Annotated in this window: 17 protein-coding genes, 1 tRNA gene and 2 riboswitches; of the genes, 15 read left to right on the top strand and 3 right to left on the bottom strand. The window is 36.6% G+C overall.

The window, feature by feature from the left end:
- Positions 1 to 281 precede the first annotated feature (281 nt).
- Positions 282 to 355 (top strand) — tRNA-Gly (locus ACFX4W_RS14460).
- A 115-nt stretch (positions 356 to 470) separates the two neighbouring features.
- Here ACFX4W_RS14460 and ACFX4W_RS14455 read toward each other — a convergent pair.
- On the bottom strand, positions 471 to 1,136 hold the full coding sequence (locus tag ACFX4W_RS14455; RefSeq protein WP_280559023.1) for a B3/B4 domain-containing protein: 666 nt from the start codon (positions 1,134 to 1,136) through the stop codon (positions 471 to 473).
- Between the two features lie 129 nt (positions 1,137 to 1,265).
- Here ACFX4W_RS14455 and queG point away from each other — a divergent pair, with 129 nt between their 5' ends.
- The 11 genes from queG (at position 1,266) to ACFX4W_RS14400 (ending at position 14,407) form a co-directional block, all read left to right on the top strand.
- On the top strand, positions 1,266 to 2,402 hold the full coding sequence (gene queG / locus ACFX4W_RS14450) for a tRNA epoxyqueuosine(34) reductase QueG (RefSeq protein WP_237075565.1): 1,137 nt from the start codon (positions 1,266 to 1,268) through the stop codon (positions 2,400 to 2,402).
- Between the two features lie 72 nt (positions 2,403 to 2,474).
- Positions 2,475 to 3,362: an amidase domain-containing protein gene (locus tag ACFX4W_RS14445; protein ID WP_280559024.1), complete on the top strand. Its 888-nt coding sequence runs from the start codon at positions 2,475 to 2,477 to the stop codon at positions 3,360 to 3,362.
- A 64-nt stretch (positions 3,363 to 3,426) separates the two neighbouring features.
- Positions 3,427 to 3,900 carry a tRNA (uridine(34)/cytosine(34)/5-carboxymethylaminomethyluridine(34)-2'-O)-methyltransferase TrmL gene (trmL, locus tag ACFX4W_RS14440; RefSeq protein ID WP_016762878.1) on the top strand — a complete coding sequence of 158 codons (474 nt, stop codon included), beginning with the start codon at positions 3,427 to 3,429 and terminating at the stop codon, positions 3,898 to 3,900.
- A 458-nt stretch (positions 3,901 to 4,358) separates the two neighbouring features.
- On the top strand, positions 4,359 to 6,254 hold the full coding sequence (locus ACFX4W_RS14435) for a PrkA family serine protein kinase (protein WP_013055179.1): 1,896 nt from the start codon (positions 4,359 to 4,361) through the stop codon (positions 6,252 to 6,254).
- 324 nt (positions 6,255 to 6,578) lie between these two features.
- Entirely contained in the window at positions 6,579 to 7,757 is a 1,179-nt protein-coding gene (gene yhbH, locus ACFX4W_RS14430; RefSeq protein ID WP_013055180.1) for a sporulation protein YhbH, read from the top strand.
- Between the two features lie 104 nt (positions 7,758 to 7,861).
- Positions 7,862 to 8,893 carry a DUF3231 family protein gene (locus tag ACFX4W_RS14425; protein ID WP_043978128.1) on the top strand — a complete coding sequence of 344 codons (1,032 nt, stop codon included), beginning with the start codon at positions 7,862 to 7,864 and terminating at the stop codon, positions 8,891 to 8,893.
- A 144-nt stretch (positions 8,894 to 9,037) separates the two neighbouring features.
- Positions 9,038 to 9,934 carry a cation diffusion facilitator family transporter gene (locus ACFX4W_RS14420; protein WP_043978126.1) on the top strand — a complete coding sequence of 299 codons (897 nt, stop codon included), beginning with the start codon at positions 9,038 to 9,040 and terminating at the stop codon, positions 9,932 to 9,934.
- Between the two features lie 104 nt (positions 9,935 to 10,038).
- A complete protein-coding gene (locus tag ACFX4W_RS14415) occupies positions 10,039 to 11,568 on the top strand; it encodes a spore germination protein (RefSeq protein WP_052500295.1) in 1,530 nt (509 codons plus the stop codon).
- Positions 11,561 to 12,652, top strand: coding sequence for a GerAB/ArcD/ProY family transporter (locus ACFX4W_RS14410; protein ID WP_043978124.1), 1,092 nt, complete (start codon positions 11,561 to 11,563; stop codon positions 12,650 to 12,652). Before ACFX4W_RS14415 ends, ACFX4W_RS14410 begins: the two co-directional genes overlap by 8 nt.
- A complete protein-coding gene (locus tag ACFX4W_RS14405; RefSeq protein ID WP_043978122.1) occupies positions 12,642 to 13,754 on the top strand; it encodes a Ger(x)C family spore germination protein in 1,113 nt (370 codons plus the stop codon). The genes ACFX4W_RS14410 and ACFX4W_RS14405 overlap by 11 nt, the downstream gene beginning before the upstream one ends.
- A 197-nt stretch (positions 13,755 to 13,951) precedes the next feature.
- Positions 13,952 to 14,407, top strand: a complete 456-nt coding sequence (locus tag ACFX4W_RS14400; RefSeq protein ID WP_237075567.1) for a VanZ family protein — start codon at positions 13,952 to 13,954, stop codon at positions 14,405 to 14,407.
- 279 nt (positions 14,408 to 14,686) lie between these two features.
- Here the strand turns inward: ACFX4W_RS14400 and thiC are convergent, their stop codons facing one another.
- Together thiC and ACFX4W_RS14390 are read right to left on the bottom strand one after the other, a co-directional pair.
- On the bottom strand, positions 14,687 to 16,456 hold the full coding sequence (thiC, locus tag ACFX4W_RS14395; RefSeq protein ID WP_043978116.1) for a phosphomethylpyrimidine synthase ThiC: 1,770 nt from the start codon (positions 16,454 to 16,456) through the stop codon (positions 14,687 to 14,689).
- A gap of 113 nt (positions 16,457 to 16,569) precedes the next feature.
- Positions 16,570 to 16,684, bottom strand: a riboswitch (TPP riboswitch).
- Positions 16,685 to 16,765: 81 nt separating this feature from the next.
- Positions 16,766 to 17,056, bottom strand: coding sequence for a hypothetical protein (locus ACFX4W_RS14390; RefSeq protein WP_043978114.1), 291 nt, complete (start codon positions 17,054 to 17,056; stop codon positions 16,766 to 16,768).
- Positions 17,057 to 17,513: 457 nt separating this feature from the next.
- On the opposite strand from ACFX4W_RS14390, the gene ACFX4W_RS14385 reads away from it, so the two are divergent.
- The 3 genes from ACFX4W_RS14385 (at position 17,514) to ytvI (ending at position 21,362) form a co-directional block, all read left to right on the top strand.
- On the top strand, positions 17,514 to 18,338 hold the full coding sequence (locus ACFX4W_RS14385; RefSeq protein ID WP_013055186.1) for an undecaprenyl-diphosphate phosphatase: 825 nt from the start codon (positions 17,514 to 17,516) through the stop codon (positions 18,336 to 18,338).
- Positions 18,339 to 18,611: 273 nt separating this feature from the next.
- A riboswitch (cyclic di-AMP (ydaO/yuaA leader) is annotated at positions 18,612 to 18,751 on the top strand.
- 106 nt (positions 18,752 to 18,857) lie between these two features.
- Positions 18,858 to 20,117: a glutamate/proton symporter GltT gene (locus ACFX4W_RS14380; RefSeq protein ID WP_025753247.1), complete on the top strand. Its 1,260-nt coding sequence runs from the start codon at positions 18,858 to 18,860 to the stop codon at positions 20,115 to 20,117.
- A 213-nt stretch (positions 20,118 to 20,330) separates the two neighbouring features.
- Entirely contained in the window at positions 20,331 to 21,362 is a 1,032-nt protein-coding gene (ytvI, locus tag ACFX4W_RS14375) for a sporulation integral membrane protein YtvI (RefSeq protein WP_013055188.1), read from the top strand.
- Positions 21,363 to 21,481 lie beyond the last annotated feature (119 nt).

The raw sequence follows: 21,481 nt of genomic DNA, 5'->3' as shown, positions 1-21,481 counted from the left end.
GTTAATATAATAGGAGACAAGAATATTGTGAGTAAATTTGGAAGATAAAGGAGATGGCAAATGAATAAGAAAATGACTAACTATATTATCTTTTTTTCATGGTTTTTATTCTTAGTTCTTTTGTGGATTGTCGTTTCATTATTCAAAGGTGAAAATGGACAGTGGTGGTCTATGTATCGTTTAAATGCAGACAAATACGGCCTTTGGGCTTTAGAGATTTCTTACATAAAGTTTAGTATTGCTGCTTTTATCTCATTAGCAATAGCTTATATGGTGNATTTGCGGGTGTAGTTTAGTGGTAAAACCTCAGCCTTCCAAGCTGATGTCGTGAGTTCGATTCTCATCACCCGCTCCATACATATTGTTATCACAACGCAGTGTCTCGCTTTCAAAGCTGAGATGTTGCGTTTTTTATTTTTAGCGTAAATATAGCGTCTATCTTTTCAAGATAGACGCTATATTTACGTACATCAGTTAATGACTTGATAGGTTGCTGCGCCGCCGTGAATTTGAATGAACATGTCACTTAGGGATTTAGTTAGTTTATAAGCCCGTTCTTCTGAAAGTGAAGGCTTTAAATAAATGAACTGTACAGCTTGTGTTGTCTTTTCAGTTACGTACGCTCGGTTAGAATCGACATAAGGGCTTCCGAAAGCTCCTAGGGCATCTTTAGAAATGATTTTATTTTCTAAAGAAATGTTACGTTCATTTAGAGCTTCATAAGACTCTTCTTTTTTACCGATAGTAAATTCGATGGGGCCTTCTAAATTAGAGGAATCATAAATTCCAATTGGGACTTCATATTGCAATGAAAAAAAGTTGTTAATGTCCACAGCAGAATTGATAGAAGGCAAATACGTTTGTTTTCCTATTCTTCTAATTAAAGCTTCTATAGAAGGACGGTATTTACTTGGATCAGTTCCAAATGTTTTGAAAAGCTTTCTCCACTCGCTAACACCTTCGAATTCTGTTACTTTTTTTGACCCAAGGTCAAAATAAATGGATTCTTGAAAGAGGCGCAGACGTCCTTTTAGCATTTGAGGAGAATCACCAACTTCAATATTTTTATACTGAATGATTCCCATTTTAAAAGAAGGGCAAAGCTGTTTAATAGCGGGCGATAATGTAAAGTTCATTTTTTTGATCCTTTCTATTATAATTAGTATTTGTTCGTTTATAGATACCATCCTATCATTTCATTGAGTGAGAAAACAGTTCAATGCATGAATATATAGAATTTCTTAGAAAGGAGGCCATTATTCACTATGAATGCGTATCAGTTGAAGGAAGAAATTATTTCATATAGCAAAGAGATTGGAATCGATAAGATTGGATTTGCGAGTGCTTCCATGTTTGATGAGTTAAAGAATCGATTGTTAGCACAGCAAGAGTTAGGTTATGCTTCAGGCTTTGAAGAACCTGATATTGAAAAGAGAGTAGATCCCACATTAGTTGTTCCAAAAGCTAGATCGATTATTTCAATTGCACTTGCGTATCCTTCTAAATTAAAGGATGCACCAAAGAGCACAAAGGAAGATCGCCGTGGAATCTTTTGCCGTGCTTCTTGGGGGCAAGATTATCATACGGTTCTACGTGATAGGCTTCAAAAGCTTGAAACCTTCATAAAAGAAAAAGTACCTGCAGCTATCCTTCAATCGATGATAGACACAGGTGAGCTGTCGGACCGAGCTGTAGCAGAAAGAGCTGGTATTGGCTGGAGCGGTAAGAACTGTGCCATTATTACACCTGAATTTGGTTCCTACGTGTATTTAGGAGAAATGATTACAGATATCCCGTTTCCTCCTGATAAACCGATAGAGGACGGTTGTGGTACTTGTAATAAGTGTGTTGATGCGTGCCCTACGGGTGCGCTTGTAACAGGTGGTCAGCTGAATTCGCAGCGATGCATTGCCTTTTTAACCCAAACAAAAGGATTTTTAGCTGAAGAATTTCGAAGTAAATTAGGCAATCGTTTATATGGCTGTGATACATGTCAAACTGTGTGTCCTGAAAATAAAGGAAAAGACTTTCATTTTCACCCTGAGATGGAGCCTGACCCAGAACTTGCGAAGCCTAAATTAAAACCGCTCTTAACGATGAGTAATCGTGAATTCAAAGAGAAATTTGGACATGTTTCAGGTTCTTGGAGAGGGAAAAAGCCAATTCAGCGTAATGCCATTATTGCACTGGCCCATTTTAAAGATCAAACCGCCGTTCCAGATTTAATTGAATTAATTAAAAATGACGTTCGCCCTGTCATTCGAGGAACAGCGGCATGGGCGTTAGGCAAAATTGGCGATAAAGAAGCGTTAGATATACTTATGAACTTAAGAGAAAAAGAAAAGGACCAAGAAGTAATTGAAGAAATGTCAAAAGGTATAGAGATGCTTCAAGAGATCTAAACCGTATTTTTATTGATAAAGTTAGCTAATGAGTCATAGCGTATAATAAACGCTTAGAAAAGTGGTGACATTATGCTAACAAAAAGGAATGTATTATATACTTTAATTAAAGCGCGTGCGGACAGCTATGTAAAAGGTGAGCTTCATGAAGACTTTAAGCCTTTCATTGAACATCAGTGTGAGCTAAAGCGGTCTCTTATAAAAAAAAGAGAAGTTGATGTTTTAAAATGTAATATGAAAGGTTCTATTCAATCTGCTCATACGGATCAGGAAGAAACAAGAGTATTATATAAGGTGCACATTCAGGCATTTTTAAAACAAAACGATTTTTTCTATATAGAAGAAGAAATTGAAGATCGTTTAGCTCTTTTTTATAAAGATACGCTTATTCAAGATGAGCTGCTGGTAAAGCGTTTTTCTGAAGATAAGGTTGAAATGGATGTAGAAGAAGTAGAGGAAGACGAAGAAAGAGCCTCTTATTATGATCGTCTTGCGGCTGTTCAGTATGCAGAAAAACATTGGGATAAACCTAATGAAAGTTATAAGCAGTTTGAGGTAAACTGCACCAACTATATTTCACAGTGTTTGCATGCAGGAAAGGCGCCGATGCGGGGATATCCTAAAAAAGCAAACGGATGGTGGATGAGAGGGAACGCCTGGAGCTATAGCTGGGCAGTTGCTCATTCCATGCACAGCTATTTAAGTAACTCCAAATCAGGACTTCGGGCTGTGAGGAAATCTTCAGCAAGCGAACTTGTCCCGGGAGACGTTATCTGCTACGATTTTGAAGGAGATGGAAGATGGAATCATACGACGATTGTTGTAGCAAAAGACGGTCACGGTATGCCTCTTGTGAATGCGAACACGTATAATAGTCGAATGAGATATTGGGCTTATGAAGATTCAACGGCTTACACGCCAAAGATTAAGTATGATTTTTTCCATATCGTTGATCGGTAAGTCTTTCGTTTTAGCAAGTTAGTGGTATAATGATGAATAGATTTGTTAGCAGAGGTGAAAATTTGTGGGAGTACACGTAGTGTTATTTCAACCAGAAATTCCAGCAAATACAGGAAATATTGCGCGAACATGTGCAGCAACAAATACGACGCTGCATTTAGTTCGTCCGTTAGGCTTTTCAACAGATGATAAAATGTTAAAGCGAGCTGGATTGGATTATTGGGAATTTGTAAATGTGGTGTATCATGATTCATTAGAGGAAGTATTCGAAAAGTATCCTGAAGCAGGTTTCTACTTCATCACAAAATTTGGTCAGCAGCCACACACAACATTTGATTATAGTGACTTAGAGCAGGATCATTTCTTCGTATTTGGAAGAGAAACAAAGGGTCTGCCAAAGCACATTATTGAAGAGAACATGGAAAGATGTCTTCGTTTACCGATGACAGAAAATGTTCGTTCTTTAAATTTATCTAATACAGCAGCTATTTTAATCTATGAAGCGCTGCGTCAACAAAATTATGCTGGTTTATCTTAAGTAAAAAGCGAGGTTCAAATTTTATTGAACCTCGCTTTTTTATTTATGTCGACGATGATATGTAGTGGTTATTTTTTAACGCCCGGTTTATCATTGTATCCCGCTCTGAAGATGGATGCTAAAAAAGCAATTGTTACTCCTAATACTAAAAGTAAGCGCATTGATTTTCCTCCTCAATCTAATTAAAAGGATTATATAGCTACTGCAGTTAAAACCGACTTCCCATATCTCATGATGATAATAATGACAAAATAACTCTTCTAGAGACATAAGTTCTCTAACAAAGTTTAGCCGTTCCTTCTTACTCTTTTATTATAGCTAATAAATACTTTACTGTGAATGCCTAGCAAGGACAAATTTCTGAATTTTACAATTTAAAAAGCATGTTCAAACATTTTGCTGCATAGATTGTATTAATCTTGTTCACTAGCACCATAACTAGTAGGGGAGGTCCTTTAATGGATATATTAAAGAAAGTTGAAAGATACCGCGAAGAAGAGAATCGTCTTAAGTGGGAAGGGACATTTGAAGAGTACCTAAAGCTGATTAAAGATGAGCCTTTAATTGCTCAGCCTGCACACTCTAGAGTATACAACATGATAAAGGATGCAGGAATTGAAGAGGTAAATGGTAAAAGACATTATAAATTTTTCAGTGGACAAATGTTTGGACTTGAAGATTCGCTAGAACGCTTGGTGGAAGAATATTTTCATCCAGCTGCAAAGCGTTTAGATGTTCGTAAACGTATTTTACTTTTAATGGGTCCAGTAAGTGGTGGTAAATCGACGCTAGTGACCATGTTAAAAAGAGGGCTTGAAGCTTATTCGCTTACTGATCGAGGAGCTGTTTACGCTATTAAAGGATGCCCAATGCATGAAGATCCGCTGCATTTAATTCCACATCATTTACGTAAAGACTTCTTTGAAGAGTATGGTATCCGAATCGAAGGAAACTTATCTCCTTTAAATACAATGCGATTAGAGGAAGAGTATGGCGGGAGAATTGAAGACGTCATTATCGAACGCATTTTCTTCTCAGAGGACAAACGAACTGGAATTGGAACGTTCAGTCCTTCTGATCCGAAATCTCAAGACATTGCCGACCTAACAGGAAGCATTGACTTTTCAACAATTGCAGAGTATGGATCTGAGTCAGATCCGCGTGCTTACCGCTTTGACGGAGAGCTTAATAAAGCAAACCGGGGAATGATGGAGTTCCAGGAGATGTTAAAATGTGATGAGAAATTTTTATGGCATTTACTCTCTTTAACCCAAGAAGGAAACTTTAAAGCAGGAAGATTTGCTTTAATTAGTGCAGATGAATTAATCGTAGCGCATACAAATGAAACAGAGTATCGCTCGTTTATTTCCAATAAGAAAAATGAAGCTTTGCATTCACGAATTATTGTAATGCCTGTTCCATATAACTTAAAAGTGAGTGATGAGGAAAAAATTTATGACAAAATGATTCGTGAAAGTGACGTATCAGATGTTCATATTGCCCCTCATACGTTACGTATTGCGTCTATCTTTACTACATTAACGAGATTAAAAGAGCCTAAAAAAGGCGATATCGATTTATTAAAGAAAATGCGCCTATACGACGGTCAATCTGTAGAAGGCTATAACGATGCAGACGTAGAAGAGTTACAAAAAGAGTATACGGATGAAGGAATGAGCGGTATTGATCCTCGTTATGTCATTAATCGCATTTCATCTACCATCATTCGAAAAGATATTAAATCAATCAATGCATTAGATGTACTGCGTTCATTGAAAGAAGGGCTAGCACAGCATGCATCTATTTCTGCTGAGGATCGAGAGCGTTACCTGAATTATATTTCTCTGGCGCGTAAAGAATATGATGAAATTGCTAAAAAAGAAGTGCAAAAAGCCTTCGTTTATTCGTATGAAGAGTCCGCTAAAACATTAATGGATAATTATTTAGATAATGTCGAAGCATACTGCAACAAAAATAAGCTTCGTGATCCGCTAACAGGAGAAGAGTTAAATCCAGATGATAAATTAATGCGTTCAATTGAAGAACAAATTGGTATTTCAGAAAATGCAAAAAAAGCATTCCGCGAAGAAATCTTAATTCGTATTTCGGCTTATGCACGTAAAGGAAAACGATTTGATTATAATTCCCATGAGCGCTTACGCGAAGCGATTCAGAAAAAATTGTTTGCGGATTTAAAAGACGTAGTGAAAATTACAACGTCCACTAAAACACCAGATGAGCAGCAGCTGAAGAAAGTAAATGAAGTAGTGGCTCGATTGATTGATGAGCATGGATACAATTCAGTATCTGCTAATGAACTGCTGCGCTATGTAGGAAGTTTGTTAAATCGATAACTCAGTACTAACAAGAAAACATGGCACTTCCGATCTGTGCCATGTTTTTCTTATCTCTTAAAATAAACTCTGCATAATTAGGCTAATGTGTAGTACGCATTGCACTTAACCATCATATGATAAGTCATAAACATATACATGACACTAGACACTATAAAATGAATAGTTAATAGTGAAAGAATTAGTTAGCAAGTATACCATTCTTGCGCATAGGATAAGAGTAACCAACCTTTGAACTAAAGGTATTTGTCAGAAACTTTCGGTATAGCTTATGCATGCCGAGTAAAAATGTGCAGGTGTTTTTTAAATAAGGAGGGGAATAGCGTGGGAAAAGAAGTAGATAAAAGTTTTGCTGTCTCAAAAGAAGACTGGTCCCTCCATCGTAAAGGCCACGATGATCAAAAAAGACATCAAGAAAAAATTAAAGAAGCAATTAAAAATAATTTACCGGATTTAATTACAGAAGAAAATATCGTGATGTCCAATGGAAGAGAAGTTGTTAAAATTCCGATCAAATCATTGGATGAATATCGAATTCGGTACAATTATGATAAAAACAAACATGTGGGTCAAGGTGATGGAGACAGTAAAGTTGGGGATGTAGTAGCACGTGATGGATCTGCTGGAGATGGTCAAAAAGGAGCAGGAAAAGGTCAAGGAGCAGGGGACCAGGCTGGAGAAGACTACTTTGAAGCAGAAGTGTCTCTTATGGAGCTTCAAGAGGCTTTATTTGCTCAATTAGAACTGCCTAATCTTCAGCGAAAAGAATCTGATCAAATTGTTGTGGAGCACATTGAGTTTAATGATATACGACGTACAGGTTTGATGGGGAATATCGATAAAAAACGAACGATGATGAGCGCTTACAAGCGAAACGCAATGACAGGAAAGGCTGCTTTTCATCCTATTTATCCGGAGGATTTAAAATTCAAAACGTGGAATGAAGTTATAAAGCCAGAATCGAAAGCAGTCGTCTTAGCTATGATGGATACGAGCGGTTCGATGGGCATATGGGAAAAGTATATGGCAAGAAGCTTTTTCTTTTGGATGACACGCTTTTTACGTACGAAATATGAAACAGTGGAAATTGAATTTATTGCGCATCATACAGAGGCAAAAGTAGTATCAGAAGAAGACTTTTTCTCTAAAGGAGAAAGCGGAGGAACTATCTGTTCATCTGCTTACCGAAAAGCGCTTGAATTAATTAACCAAAAGTATGATCCGAGCCGCTATAATATTTACCCGTTTCATTTTTCAGATGGCGATAACTTAACTTCAGATAACGCAAGGTGTGTAAAGTTAGTAAATGAATTAATGAAAGTGTCAAATATGTTTGGATATGGGGAAGTGAATCAGTACAATCGACATTCCACTTTAATGTCTGCGTACAAAAATATTCAAGACGAAAGTTTTAGACACTTTATTTTAAAACAAAAATCAGACGTTTTTCACGCGATGAAAAGCTTTTTTAGAAAAGAAACAGAAGACCAGAAATATGCTTAACCTAAAAGGCCTAGACTTGTTATCTAGGTCTTTTTTATGCGGTTTATTCAGCGCTTCTTTGGAGATAGTAAAAGTACGACTTTATCCAAAAGGAGAATAAGTGAATGAACGAAAATATAAAGAGCGAAATGCAAAAACATCAACAAAATCAGCGGTTGAACGCAGCTGAGTTAGGTTACTTATGGGCGCAATATTTAGGCGATACGCTGTATGTATGTGTTCTTGGGTATTTTCTATCTGTTGTAAAAGATGCCGAGATTAAGGAGCTCTTAAAAAAAGCCCATCAGATTTCACAAACTCATGTAGACGAATTGACGGAATTATTCAGTTCGGAAAAAATTCCAATACCAGTAGGTTTTGGGGAACAAGATGTGAACAAAGGAGTTCCTGCTTTATTTGATGATATTTTTATGGCTATTTATGTAAATGAAATGGCAATTGGAGGTATGAAAAAATATGCCAGAGCCCTAAGCGCAGTGAGAAGGCAAGATATTTATGATCACCTGTCTCGGTGTGTAAAAGAAAGCGACAGTCTTTTAGATGATTCTAACCACGTTATTTTAAGAAAAAGCATGCTAATGAGACCTCCAGTTATTCCTTATCCTGTAAAAGTAAATTTTGTGGATCATAAAACGTTTATATCACCATTTTTCTCTCAAATGCATCCTCTAACTTCTTTGGAGGTTACGGCTATTCAAGAAATTGTTAATACAAATGTATTAGGTAAAACGCTGATGCTGGCATTTAGTCAAGTAGCTACCACACAAAAATTACGCTCTTATTTTTTTGATGGAGTCAAGCTTGCGAGTAAGCAAATCAAGCAATTCACTGAGTTATTGTCTGAAGCTGACCTACCAAGTCCGCGTCTGCTTGATGCGTATGTAACCAACTCAACGATTTCACCGTTTTCAGATAAACTGATGATGTATCATACTTCCACAGCGGTGACGATCGCTATTGATAACTGTGGTGCTGGCTTGTCTATGTCGTTCCGTTCGGATGTCGCATTAGAATTTTCTCAGCTAATCGGGCGTATAGGGAAGTATGGAAAAGATGGAATTCGGATTATGATTGAGCAAGGTTGGATGGAAGAACCTCCAATGTCAACAGACCGTAAGAAGTTGGCGGAGAAATAATAAGGAGTATGTTGTCGGTTATCAGTAATTTTGCGGTACTGAAACATATATAGCTAAGCGAAAATAGATTGCTCTAGACCCACTTGAATGAGCAGTGATAAGATAAAAAAGCTGATTTTTCAAGAAGTAAGTCGAGGTGTGCAAATGAACAACAGTATAAGGGAGTCCATTGCGAAAAAAGTAGCATGGATTAGCGTATGGAGCAATATTGCCCTTACGCTAGGAAAAGTAATAGTAGGATGGATTGGAAATAGTGATGCTGTATTTGCTGATGGTATTCACTCTGCAGCGGACGTATTTGCCTCTATTATTGTCTTGTTGGTTATACGAGTAGCAAATAAACCAGCAGATGATGACCATCCATATGGACATGGAAAAGCAGAAGTGATTGTCTCAGGAATCGTAGGAATTATTTTATTGCTTGTATCATTTTATGTGGTATTTGAAGGAGTCGTTGGTTTATTCCATCCGGTTGAATCTCCAAATATTTTAGCCATGTGGATTGCTGTTATTTCATACATAGCAAAGGTATTGTTGTACCGTTATTCTTTAAACGTAGCGAAGCAGCACCACAGTAAGGCAATTGAGGCAATTGCCTTTGATCATAAAGCAGATATTGTTGCTTCTATTGCAGCGGCAATTGGCGTTTTATTATCGATTATTGGTGATAAAATGAATGTTCAACTGCTGTTATACGGAGATAAAATAGCAAGCATCTTTGTTGCTTATTTAATTTTTAACATTGCCAGACAAATGATGGGAGAGTCTTTTCAAATCTTAATGGAAGGCAATATTGATGAAGAGCTACTGAAAGAACTTGAAGAAAGCATTTATGAATTTGAAGATGTGAAGCGGATTGATCGCGTTCGAGCAAGAGAACATGGCCATTACATATTAGTGGATGTACGTATTTCAATTGACCACTTTAAAACAATTAAGGAAGGTCATGATTTAGGACGAGAAATCAAAGCAACACTTATGAAAAAGCATGATAATATTCAGGAAGTATTAATCCATTTGAATCCTTATTATCCAGATTAAAAAGACGCAGCGAAAATTTTCCGCTGCGTCTTTTTGCATTTTTTTACATACTATTCATTTTTTTAGAAACAATGAATAATAACAAGAGACATCGAGGCAGGTGAGTGGCACTGTTAATTAAACGAAGGCCTAAGCGAACAAAAAGTCCTATCTCCCTTGAAGAAAAAGAGCCAAAAACAGAAATTGAACTTGGCACAAATGTAGAAGAAATTCTAAAAATGCTGGAAGAAAGGTTAGACTATACGAGTGATATAGGGCAAAGGTGGCTGAAATTTAATCATGAGCGTGCGCTTTTAGTCTATTTTGTGCCCCTTATGGATTCAATCAAGTTAAATGATCATGTTATCAAACCGTTATTAATAGAAAAAGAAGGGGAGATAAAAGAAGTCATTCAGGCTGCTTCCATTACTCCTACAAAAGATTTGGATGAAATGATTAGTTTAATGAGTCGAGGTGCTTCTCTTCTATTAATCGAGAATGATCCGTTGGTTTATGCAATTGATTCCACAAAAACAGCTACAAGAGAAGTGAACCAAGCGCTGAATGAGAAAATAATCAGGGGGTCTCAAGAAAGCTTTGTGGAGAGCTTAGATAAAAATTTGAACTTGATGAGACAAAGGTTTTTAGATGGAAGCCTTATTGTACGTTATATCGAAGTAGGAAGTATTTCACGCACGCGAGTAGCGGTTTTATATTTGAAAAATATAGCTAACGTAGAGATTTGTAATACGATCATTAATCGTATCCAACAAATTGAAGTGGATGGAGTGGATAGTGGGAGTATCATTGAAGAGGCTCTAGAAGATTCGCCTCTTTCACCATTTCCTCAGCTGTTGAACACAGAAAGGCCGGATCGGGTAATGGGCAATCTGTTAGAAGGAAGAATGGCAGTGCTAACAAATGGAAATAGCTCTGCGTTGATTGCTCCCGTTAATTTTTTCTCTTTTTATCAATCGCCTGAAGATTATAATACGCGTGCACTTTATGGCTCATTTTTCCGCCTTTTACGTATATTCAGCTTTTTTGTAGCTATGAGCTTACCTGCAATTTATATTGCAACGATTTCTTTTCATTATGAATTGATTCCTTTGGACTTAGTTTTTACAGTAAAAGGTTCTCTTGAGAACGTTCCATTTCCTCCGATAGTAGAAGCGTTTATTATGGTTTTAATATTAGAGTTACTAAAAGAGGCTTCTCTTCGGCTGCCTTCTTCAATTGCTCAAACGATTGGGGTGGTTGGAGGGTTAGTTATCGGTACAGCAATTGTTGAGGCGAGTTTAGTTTCAAATATGATGATTATTGTTATTGCTCTAACAGCCGTTTCTTCCTTTGTTGTGCCATCAAACGAAATGAGCACCACGCTGCGAATTTTAAGTTTTCCGATGATGATTGGAGCAGCAGTCTTTGGCTACTTGGGTATTGTCTTTGTATTAGTTCTTATTGTTATGCATTTAGTTATTTTAGAGTCTATTACGATGCCTTACTTAATCCCTTTTGCGCCCTTTAAAATTTCTGGTTTAAAGGATGTTTTTATGAGGATGCATCAGCTCTATTTGAATGAAAGACCTGCTAACGCTAAGCCTCAAAAACGCCAACGTCAAAAAGCGATAAGGAATTGGGATTCAAATGAATAAAAATAGTATTTCAGTCAGTCAGCTGTTCTTTATCATTTTACAAACGCAAATTGGTATTGGTGTTTTAGGGTTACCTTATAACTTATTTAAGACGGCGCATACGGACGGCTGGATTTCAATGTTAATTAGCGGGTGTATTATTCAAGTAATTACATTATTCCACTGGGGATTAACGCATCGTTTGCCAGGTCTAACTTTATATCAGATGACTAGCAAGCTGCTTGGCAAGTGGGTAGGTAATTTTTTAAATATAGGATATGTATTTTATTACATCATTGTTTCAAGTGTTATTACTGTTTTGTATGTAAACGTGTTAAAGCGCTGGCTGTACCACTTAACGCCAGCGTATGTTTTGGTCCTTTTATTAGTTGTGATTGCGCTGTATTTTGCAAAAGAGAATGTCCGCAATATAGGGCGTTTCTTTACAATTGTATCCGTATTTTTAATTATTTTAGTGCTGTTGATATCGAATGCTTATAAAGAGGCTGATGTCCGGTACCTGTTTCCGATTGGGCACAGCGGTATTCAAAATATCTTGCTGGCGTCAAAAGAGGGAAGTATTTCAATGCTAGGTTTTGAAGCGATTTTGATTTTAGCTCCATTTGTAAAGGCAAAATCTACTATGACATTAAAGATGGTCATGCTTAGTAATTGTATCGTTACCGTTTTATATGTATATATCATCATTGCTTGTTATTTGTTTTTTAGTCCGGATGAAATCTTAATCGTACCAGAACCGGTTTTGTACATTTTGAAGGCGACGCAAAACTCAGTTATTGAACGAATAGACTTGGTTTTTATTACCTTTTGGATTATTTCTGTTATTACGTCCCTTATTATGTACGTGTATATTTCAAGTGTAGGCATGCAGGAAATATTCAAAAAAAAAACTCACCGTCCGTTTGTTCCAATTGTATTGATATTCGTAACAGGTCTTTCCATTTATTTTTCAAAAACGGATAATCTTGTGACAGCTTTATCACAGGCAACTAACTATTTAATTTACGTATTCATTTTCTGTATTCCTATTTGTTTGTTAATTCTATCATGGATAAGAAAAGGAACAGTAAAAAATGAAGCATAAACTTATCAAGATCTTCAATGTATGTTTAGTTCTAAGTTTTTTAACAGGATGCTGGGATCAAAAAATGCTAAAAGATACGATGTTTTTGTCTACAGTGGCTTATGAAAAAAAGAAAGGAAATAAGGTGATTTCTACTATTGCGATCCGCTCGTACACTTCTAAAGAAGGGATTTTAGTGAATAAAACCTACCATGTGGCAGGAGAATCACCTCGGGATGATCGAACAAAAATTAACCAGCAGGTTTCTGGAATTGTAATGTCTGCTAAAAAGAGAATAATTTTATTTGAAGATCGATTAGCTAAAGAAGGTATACTAGAATTATCAGACGTTTTATATCGTACACCAGAAAGTCCTTTGACGGCTAAGTATGTCATTGTCGAAGGAAAGCCGAGTACTATCGTTGAATTACAGCAAGTAGGAGAAGAGCTAATTGGAGAATATTTAGACGGAGTTGTTCATACGGCTGAAGCGAATTCTTTAGTACCAATTGAAACTCTTCAGTCACTTTGTACCGTGTTGTTTGATGAAGGAAAAGGGCTAGCTCTTCCTTATATGAAATTAAATACTGAAAATAAGACCGTTGATGTAATCGGTACAGCTTTGTTTAATAAAGATAAATTTTCAGGCATTACATTAAATCCTGAGGAATCCAAGGTGCTTCTTTTATTAGGAAATCAAAAAGATAAATATATGATTATGAGTGACAAAATTACCATACATGACCAAAAGTATGTAGTATCGTATGATGTGTCAGACGCTAAAGCAAAGATGAACGTTAAGCCGGATGCGATTCACGGGGTAAAAGTGACCATACCACTACATGTAAAAGTAAGCATTAATGAATTCACTAAAAACGAAATGTCATCCCCTGCATTAATAAAAAATGTACAGGAAGAAATTGAAAAAGTTCTACAAAAGAAAGCAGAAAAAGTAGTTGTAAAGTTGCAAAAAGCTAACTGCGATTTTCTTGAAATAGGAAGAGAAGTAGCCGCTTATCATCCGAGTATATGGGAAAGGCTTAAATGGAGACAGGATTATAAAAACATCTCGATTAATCCGAAAGTACAAGTGGAAATTATCCATCGTGGAATTATTAATTAACAAAAGTCATGCGAAAAGCATGGCTTTTTTAAGTGAAAAAATTTTAGTTTACAAAATAATAAAAAGGGAATTGTATTTATTTATTGATGTGATAGGATAAAAAAGCATGTAAATGCATTCACTACGAATGAAAGAAGTGGACGGGTACATATAGATAATAATAAACGGTTTTGGGAGTCAAAGAAGGTGATGTTGAAGTGAATGTAAGCATCAGGTCAATCGTTAAAAAAGTCATGTTCATTCTATTTATTGCATATACAGCAGTGGTCATTTATGCTACTCTCATACGGGAAAACGAACATGTTTACGGAAAAGCAATGAACTTGGATTTATTTAGCACGATCCGTCTGATGTGGGACAGCGGGAATATAATGCTCACTCTGACAAATATACTGGGGAATATCGTGATGTTTGCGCCGCTTGGAATGTTTATTCCTTTGTTTATGAAGTGGTTTGACGGTTTTATTCAAGTGTTTACGACGGGTTTCTTAATCAGTTTTCTAATTGAAATTTTACAGTACAAGCTAACGGAACGAGTATTTGATATTGATGATATCTTTTTGAATACGCTAGGTACATTTATAGGCTGGGTTATTATTAAAATACTATATTGGGCCAAGAACGTGCTGAAAGCACGTTTCAAAAAAAGATAAAGAGATGGAGACATAACTGAATCAATAGCTAGAAAGCAGCTACAGATATGAAGTCTACGTTTACCATCACAATGAAAAGATCCGAACGATGAATCGTTCGGATCTTTCTTCAACTAAAATACTTTTGTCCTAGCCACTGCCTCTTGTTGATAGAAACACTTAATGCAGCGTCTTACGGAAGAATGTGAGGATTCAACGATAATGTGCTGACAATTTTGCTGAACAAATAATAACTTTCTTTCAAGCTGCTTAATTTGTTCTTTAAGCTGTTCTACTTCATTATTGATAGATATTTGAACCACTGTTAACAAACTCTTTAGCTTTTTCTTTCATTCCTTCTTTTCTTACTTCGTTTACATCTTTTTCATTTTCTTGAGCCATGTTACGAATATCTTGAGAAATACGCATCGAACAGAATTTAGGTCCACACATTGAACAGAAATGGGCTGTTTTAGCACCTTCAGCGGGAAGTGTTTCATCGTGATATTCTTTTGCGCGCTCTGGATCTAGTGACAGGTTAAATTGATCATTCCATCTAAATTCAAATCTTGCTTTAGACAGCGCGTTATCGCGTTTTTGTGCTCCTGGATGGCCTTTTGCTAGGTCAGCGGCATGCGCAGCAATTTTATAGGTGATAACGCCTTCTCGAACGTCTTCTTTATTTGGCAGACCTAAATGTTCTTTTGGGGTTACGTAGCAAAGCATAGCTGTCCCAAACCAGCCAATCATTGCAGCCCCGATACCTGATGTAATATGGTCATAGCCTGGAGCGATGTCGGTTGTAAGCGGTCCAAGAGTATAGAAGGGAGCTTCTTGGCATATTTCCATTTGTTTATCTACGTTTTCTTTGATGAGGTGCATAGGGACATGTCCAGGGCCTTCAATCATAACTTGAACATCGTGTTTCCAAGCAATTTTAGTTAATTCACCAAGCGTTTCTAATTCACCGAACTGTGCCTCATCATTAGCATCTGCAATGGAACCAGGACGCAGCCCATCGCCAAGCGAAATAGAAATATCGTATGCTTTACAGATTTCACAGATTTCTTCAAAGCGAGTATATAAAAAGTTCTCTTCATGATGAGCTAAACACCACTGCGCCAAGATGGATCCTCCGCGTGAAACAATACCTGTCGTACGTTTCGCTGTCAGAGGAATATAGCGTAAAAGAACACCTGCGTGAATAGTAAAGTAATCAACACCTTGCTCCGCTTGTTCAATTAATGTATCGCGATATGCTTCCCACGTTAGATCTTCTGCAACACCTTTTACTTTTTCAAGCGCTTGGTAAATAGGAACAGTCCCTACAGGAACAGGCGAGTTGCGGATAATCCATTCGCGCGTTGTGTGGATATCCTTTCCTGTTGATAAATCCATAATTGTATCGGCTCCCCAACGCGTTGCCCATGTCATTTTTTCTACTTCATCTTCAATAGCTGAACGAATAGCTGAATTTCCGATATTAGCATTGATTTTTACGTGGAATTTGCGGCCGATAATCATCGGTTCGCTCTCAGGGTGATTGATATTATTAGGGATAATGGCACGTCCTCTTGCTACTTCTTCACGCACGACTTCAGGATCCATCTGTTCACGAATAGCGATAAATTCCATTTCGGGCGTGATGATTCCTTTTTTCGCATAGTGCATTTGCGTTACATTTTGATTTTTTTTCGCGCGCAAAGGTAAACGATTAGTGATAAAGCGCTCGTACTGATCTCTTGGATCACCATCATAATAACCGTTATCCTGTGGCTGAACCGTACGGCCTTGATATGTTTCTACATCGTTTCGTTCTGCAATCCACTTTTCGCGCAGAGCCGGTAATCCTTTTTGTAAATTAATTTCATAACAGGGATCTGTATAAACACCACTCGTGTCGTATACACGTACGGGATTATTTTCTTCTTCCCCAAAAGATCCTGTAGTAGGAGACTGATGGATTTCACGCATAGGCACTTTAAGATCTTCTCTGGATCCTTGGACATATACTTTGTGACTGTTTGGAAAAGGCTTTTTCATAGAAACTGATACATTTTGTTTTGACATTACATATTCCTCCGGTTTCGCATAAAGTGTAGCTATACCGAACCATAAAAAAATCGGGTTCTGTGATAGACAGAACCCGATGGAATAGGCGAAAAAAGAATAAACATATACTATTCTTTTCAAGACTACTTCCCTCCGCTGGTATAACCCAAATCAGGTTCAAAGGGTTAAAGAGTTTTATAGCACTCTTCTCTCAGTCTGAGCTATCAGACACCCCTAGTAGAAATAACATTTAAATTATTCAATTTACGGCTTAAGTTTACCATCATTCGGTAAAAAATCAACCCTTAAATAAAAAAAGCTAGACAATCAACGTTGTCTAGCAGCATCGATTGCAATCACAATAGCTGTAATAATGTGCATAACAAACCCTAAAAATGGAATCCAAGCAACCAGTGAAGTAACAATCCCTAGTATGTTTCCATACGCAGATAACCCTCGTCTATTAGCTAAAATGAGTGTGATAGCATGAAGAATAAATCCAATAAAAAGAGGAGTATAACTAAAGCCCATAACAATCCCCGCGCCAATTAAAGGAATTCCCAGTAAGGCTTCATACCCAGCAGTGACCCATTTCATTGTACGTACATTTCCATTCATAGTAAAAAGCCTCCTAAAAAAGATACTACTATATACGAGAAAAGAGAGAAAAAAGTTTCAAATTACTTAGGGGATATGTCGTATAAGCAAGCACTAGTTGATTAAAATGATAGATGACAGTAAAGGGGATGGAAAAAACATAATGATTTAGTCATTTTTTCACACTAAAGAAAAATAGTCTAGATGATTCATTTTTAGCTAAGGACCCGGAATTTATACCGAACATAGCGACTGCTTTTTAAAACAAATAAAAGCTGATATCTTGTTTTTTGGTTATAGCATGTAAGGTTTTTATTACAAATTATTAAAGATTCTTATCTTTTTGCAAATACACATTGTATTTCATAGTTTTAACAATTATGATAAAAAAGCAAGTGTCAAAATAGGAAAATAGTTGAGCATGGAAAACGAAGCGATAAGCTTATTAATTTGAAAGAAAGGCAAGGTATATAGCTTTATGTGGGAAATTATTGTAGCAATCATTTTAGGGATTGTAGAAGGTTTAACAGAGTTTGCTCCTGTTTCGTCAACTGGGCATATGATTATTGTGGATGACCTGTGGTTAAATTCAAAAGAATTATTTTCATCTCCCGTAGCTAATACATTTAAAATTGTTATTCAGCTAGGGTCGATCTTAGCAGTAGTAGTTATTTTTAAAGATCGTTTCATTAATTTATTAGGATTGGGAAAAAAGCCAGCCGCTCCAATTGGACCGACAAATCGCTTGAATTTAATGCAAGTAATTGTTGGTCTGTTACCCGCAGGAGTGTTAGGACTTTTGTTTGATGATTATATTGATGAACATTTGTTTTCTTTAAATACGGTGCTAATTGGCTTAGTAGTCGGAGCTGTATTAATGATTCTAGCAGATTTGTTTGGACCTAAACGTCCGCGTGTAGAGACGGTGGACCAAATGTCTTATGGACAAGCACTGGGTATAGGACTGTTTCAATGTATTGCTCTTTGGCCAGGTTTTTCTCGTTCAGGCTCAACGATTTCAGGAGGGGTTCTTCTTGGAATGAGCCATAAGGCAGCGGCAGATTTTACATTTATTATGGCAGTGCCAATCATGGCAGGAGCAAGTGGACTTTCATTGGTTAAAAACTGGCAGTATTTCACATCAGATGCACTACCGTTTTTTATTGCTGGTTTTATCAGCGCCTTTATTTTTGCGCTGGTGTCTATTCGCTTTTTCCTGAAATTAATTAATCGTATCAAATTAGTACCATTTGCACTATATCGAATTGTGTTAGCAGCTATTCTATATTTTGTATTTTTATAAAATAAACATGCGTGTTCTTTAGTCCCTTAAACTTCTAATAGAGACTCAAAGAGCAAGAAAAAGCTATTGCAACATTGCAATAGCTTTTTTGTATAAATATATATTATCGCCTTTTGAAAGCGTTTTATAAACATGGGTATTGACAAAACGTGTCGAAAAATAGTAAATTAATATTTGTGCAGTATAAAGTTAAGTAAAAGTAAGACTTCTGTTTAGTTTTATTGACTGTAAAAAACGTATGACAACGTATAGATCGTTTTAATTTTATAAAAACTGAATAATAAGCTTAATCGTATAGAGCGGGGGAATCATTATCGGCAGTAAAGCTGCCTTGGGGTGAATCCTTACAAAAGGTAGGAAACTCTCAATTCCGAATCCGACAGTTAACCCCGTTTGCTTTATTGAGAGAAAGAGCCCAAAATAGCGTAAGTAAAAGGCTGTTCTTTCTTAAGAATAGTCTTTTTTTGTTTTTTCAGAAAAGTATATACAAATGTCATACATCTTTGGGGAGGTACATCTATGAAAAAAATTCGTTTTGGTTTGGCTACGCAGATTTTTACCGGATTAATCCTCGGTGTTCTTGTAGGGGTAATTTGGTTTAACGATCCGCGTGTAGTAACATACCTACAGCCGCTAGGAGACCTATTTTTAAGGTTAATTAAGATGATTGTTATTCCAATTGTTATCTCAAGCTTAGTCGTTGGAGTTGCAGGAGCAGGGAGCGGCAAACAGGTTGGAAAGCTCGGCGTTAAAACCATTCTCTATTTTGAAATTATTACGACTTTTGCAATTATAATCGGTGTATTGGTTGCTAATATTTTTCATCCTGGGCAAGGTGTAGACATTCATTCAGCACAGAAGAGTGATATTTCACAATATGTTGAAACATCCAAACAGCAAGAAGGAAAGTCAGTGGCTGAAACTTTCTTACACATTGTTCCAACAAACTTTTTCCAGTCAATTGTTGAAGGAGATATGCTAGCAATTATCTTCTTTACAGTGTTATTTGCACTAGGAGTAGCGGCAATTGGGGAAAGAGGAAAGCCAGTTGTACAATTCTTCGACGGCGTTTCTCACGCAATGTTTCACGTGGTAAACCTTGTAATGAAAGTGGCGCCAATTGGTGTATTTGCTTTAATTGGTGTAACAGTTTCAAAATTCGGCTTAGAGTCACTCCTTTCATTAGGAAAGCTTGTTATCTTAGTTTACTTAGCGTTAATTTTCTTCCTACTTGTTGTATTAGGAGGAATCGCGAAATGGGCAGGAATTAACATTTTCCACTTATTCCGCTATATGAAAGATGAACTGTTGTTAGCATACAGTACATCTAGTTCTGAGACAGTTCTTCCGCGAATTATGGAAAAACTTGAAAAGATGGGCTGTCCAAAAGCTATCGTATCGTTCGTTGTACCAATTGGTTATACATTTAACCTAGATGGTTCCGTTCTTTATCAAGCGATTGCAGCGTTATTCTTAGCGCAGGTGTACGGTATTGATTTAACGATCGTTCAACAGCTGACGCTCATTCTGGTATTGATGGTTACATCTAAAGGAATGGCTGCCGTGCCAGGAACATCATTTGTTGTATTACTGGCTACTCTTGGAACAATCGGGGTTCCGGCAGAAGGATTAGCCTTCATTGCTGGAGTAGACAGAATCATGGATATGGCACGTACGGTTGTTAACTTAGTAGGAAACACACTAGCAGCAATTGTGATGTCTAAATCTGAAGGCAAATTTGACCCTAAAAAAGGTACAGAGGTCATGAGAGCCGGCTAATTTATAAATTAAAAAGCTACTTATTCTATTCAAAAAATTAGAATAAGTAGCTTTTTTCATAATAATTCCTTTATTATTATGGAAATTGACCCTATAATATGTAACATCAGGTATAAATATATTCAAATTTTATTCTTACATAAAAGCAGTCACTGGTTCCTTTCTTTATCAATAAATATAGAGATAGCTTAGCTAGTTGGGGGATAGTAGAGTATGTGGAAAAAGCGAATATGGGTCATCGCCTCGATAGTAATCGTATGTTTGTTAATCCCTTACAGTTTACCGATTGTGTTTGCTTTATTAACAGCATTAGCGCTTGAGGGTATTGTTCAAAAATTGCATCAATCTTTTAAAATGAAGAGAGTCTATGCAGTGCTTATGACCTTCATTTTATATGTTGTTTCGCTCATACTTATTGGATTTTTTATTGTTCGGACAATCGTTACGCAAGTGGTTGCTCTTTCAAAAATAGCGCCTTCCTTTGTAAAAGAAATCTATGAAACCGCGATTTATCCAACTATTATTAAGTGGAAATACTATTCAAACGCTCTTCCTACAGAAGTGATTTCTTCTATCGAGCGCACGCTTGAAAAAACCGTAAATTCATTAGATTCTCTATTAAAAAGTACCGTGGAAATCATCATTAGCTTTGCTGCTACTGTTCCTGGGTTTCTATTAGAGTTTCTTATTTATTTAGTAGCGCTTGTATTTATCAGCCTTGAGCTGCCTGCTATTAAAAATAAAATTAAGTCATTTTTAACAGAAGAAACGAAATATAAGCTACAAGTTGTCATCACTCAGCTTATCCAAGCGGGGGTTGGTTTTATTAAGGCACAAATTATCTTAAGTGTCATGACGTTTGTAATGGCTTATGTAGGGCTTTGGCTATTAGATGTTCCGTATACCGCGCTGCTTAGCTTATTAATTGTAATTGTCGATATCTTACCAATCCTTGGGACAGGCTCGGTGCTCGTTCCATGGGGGATTTTTGCTCTTACGCAAGGGCATGACTCATTAGCAATCGGCTTATTTATTCTATTTGGAGTCATTACGGTAGTAAGACGTGTAGTAGAACCAAAAGTATTTTCTACAAATATGGGTATTTCACCTTTGGCTGCATTAGTTAGTTTGTACATTGGATTTAAACTTTTAGGCTTTGTCGGATTATTTTTAGGACCGGCTTTAGTTATTTTATACGATGCTCTTCGTAAAGTAGGTATTATTCAAATTAACTTTAAACTATAAAAGCGCTGGATAAAACTAGCGCTTTTTTTTATTGAAACTTTTGTAGTACGTAATACGTAAAGAGGGAAAGGAAAAAACTATGCCGCGTTGGTTTTTATCTATCAATCGGCTAAATTATA

Source organism: Priestia sp. YIM B13489, from assembly GCF_042787645.1.
GTDB classification, from domain to species: domain Bacteria; phylum Bacillota; class Bacilli; order Bacillales; family Bacillaceae_H; genus Priestia; species Priestia megaterium.
Note: the sequence above shows the minus strand (reverse complement) of the source record. Positions and strands in the feature narration are given on the sequence as shown.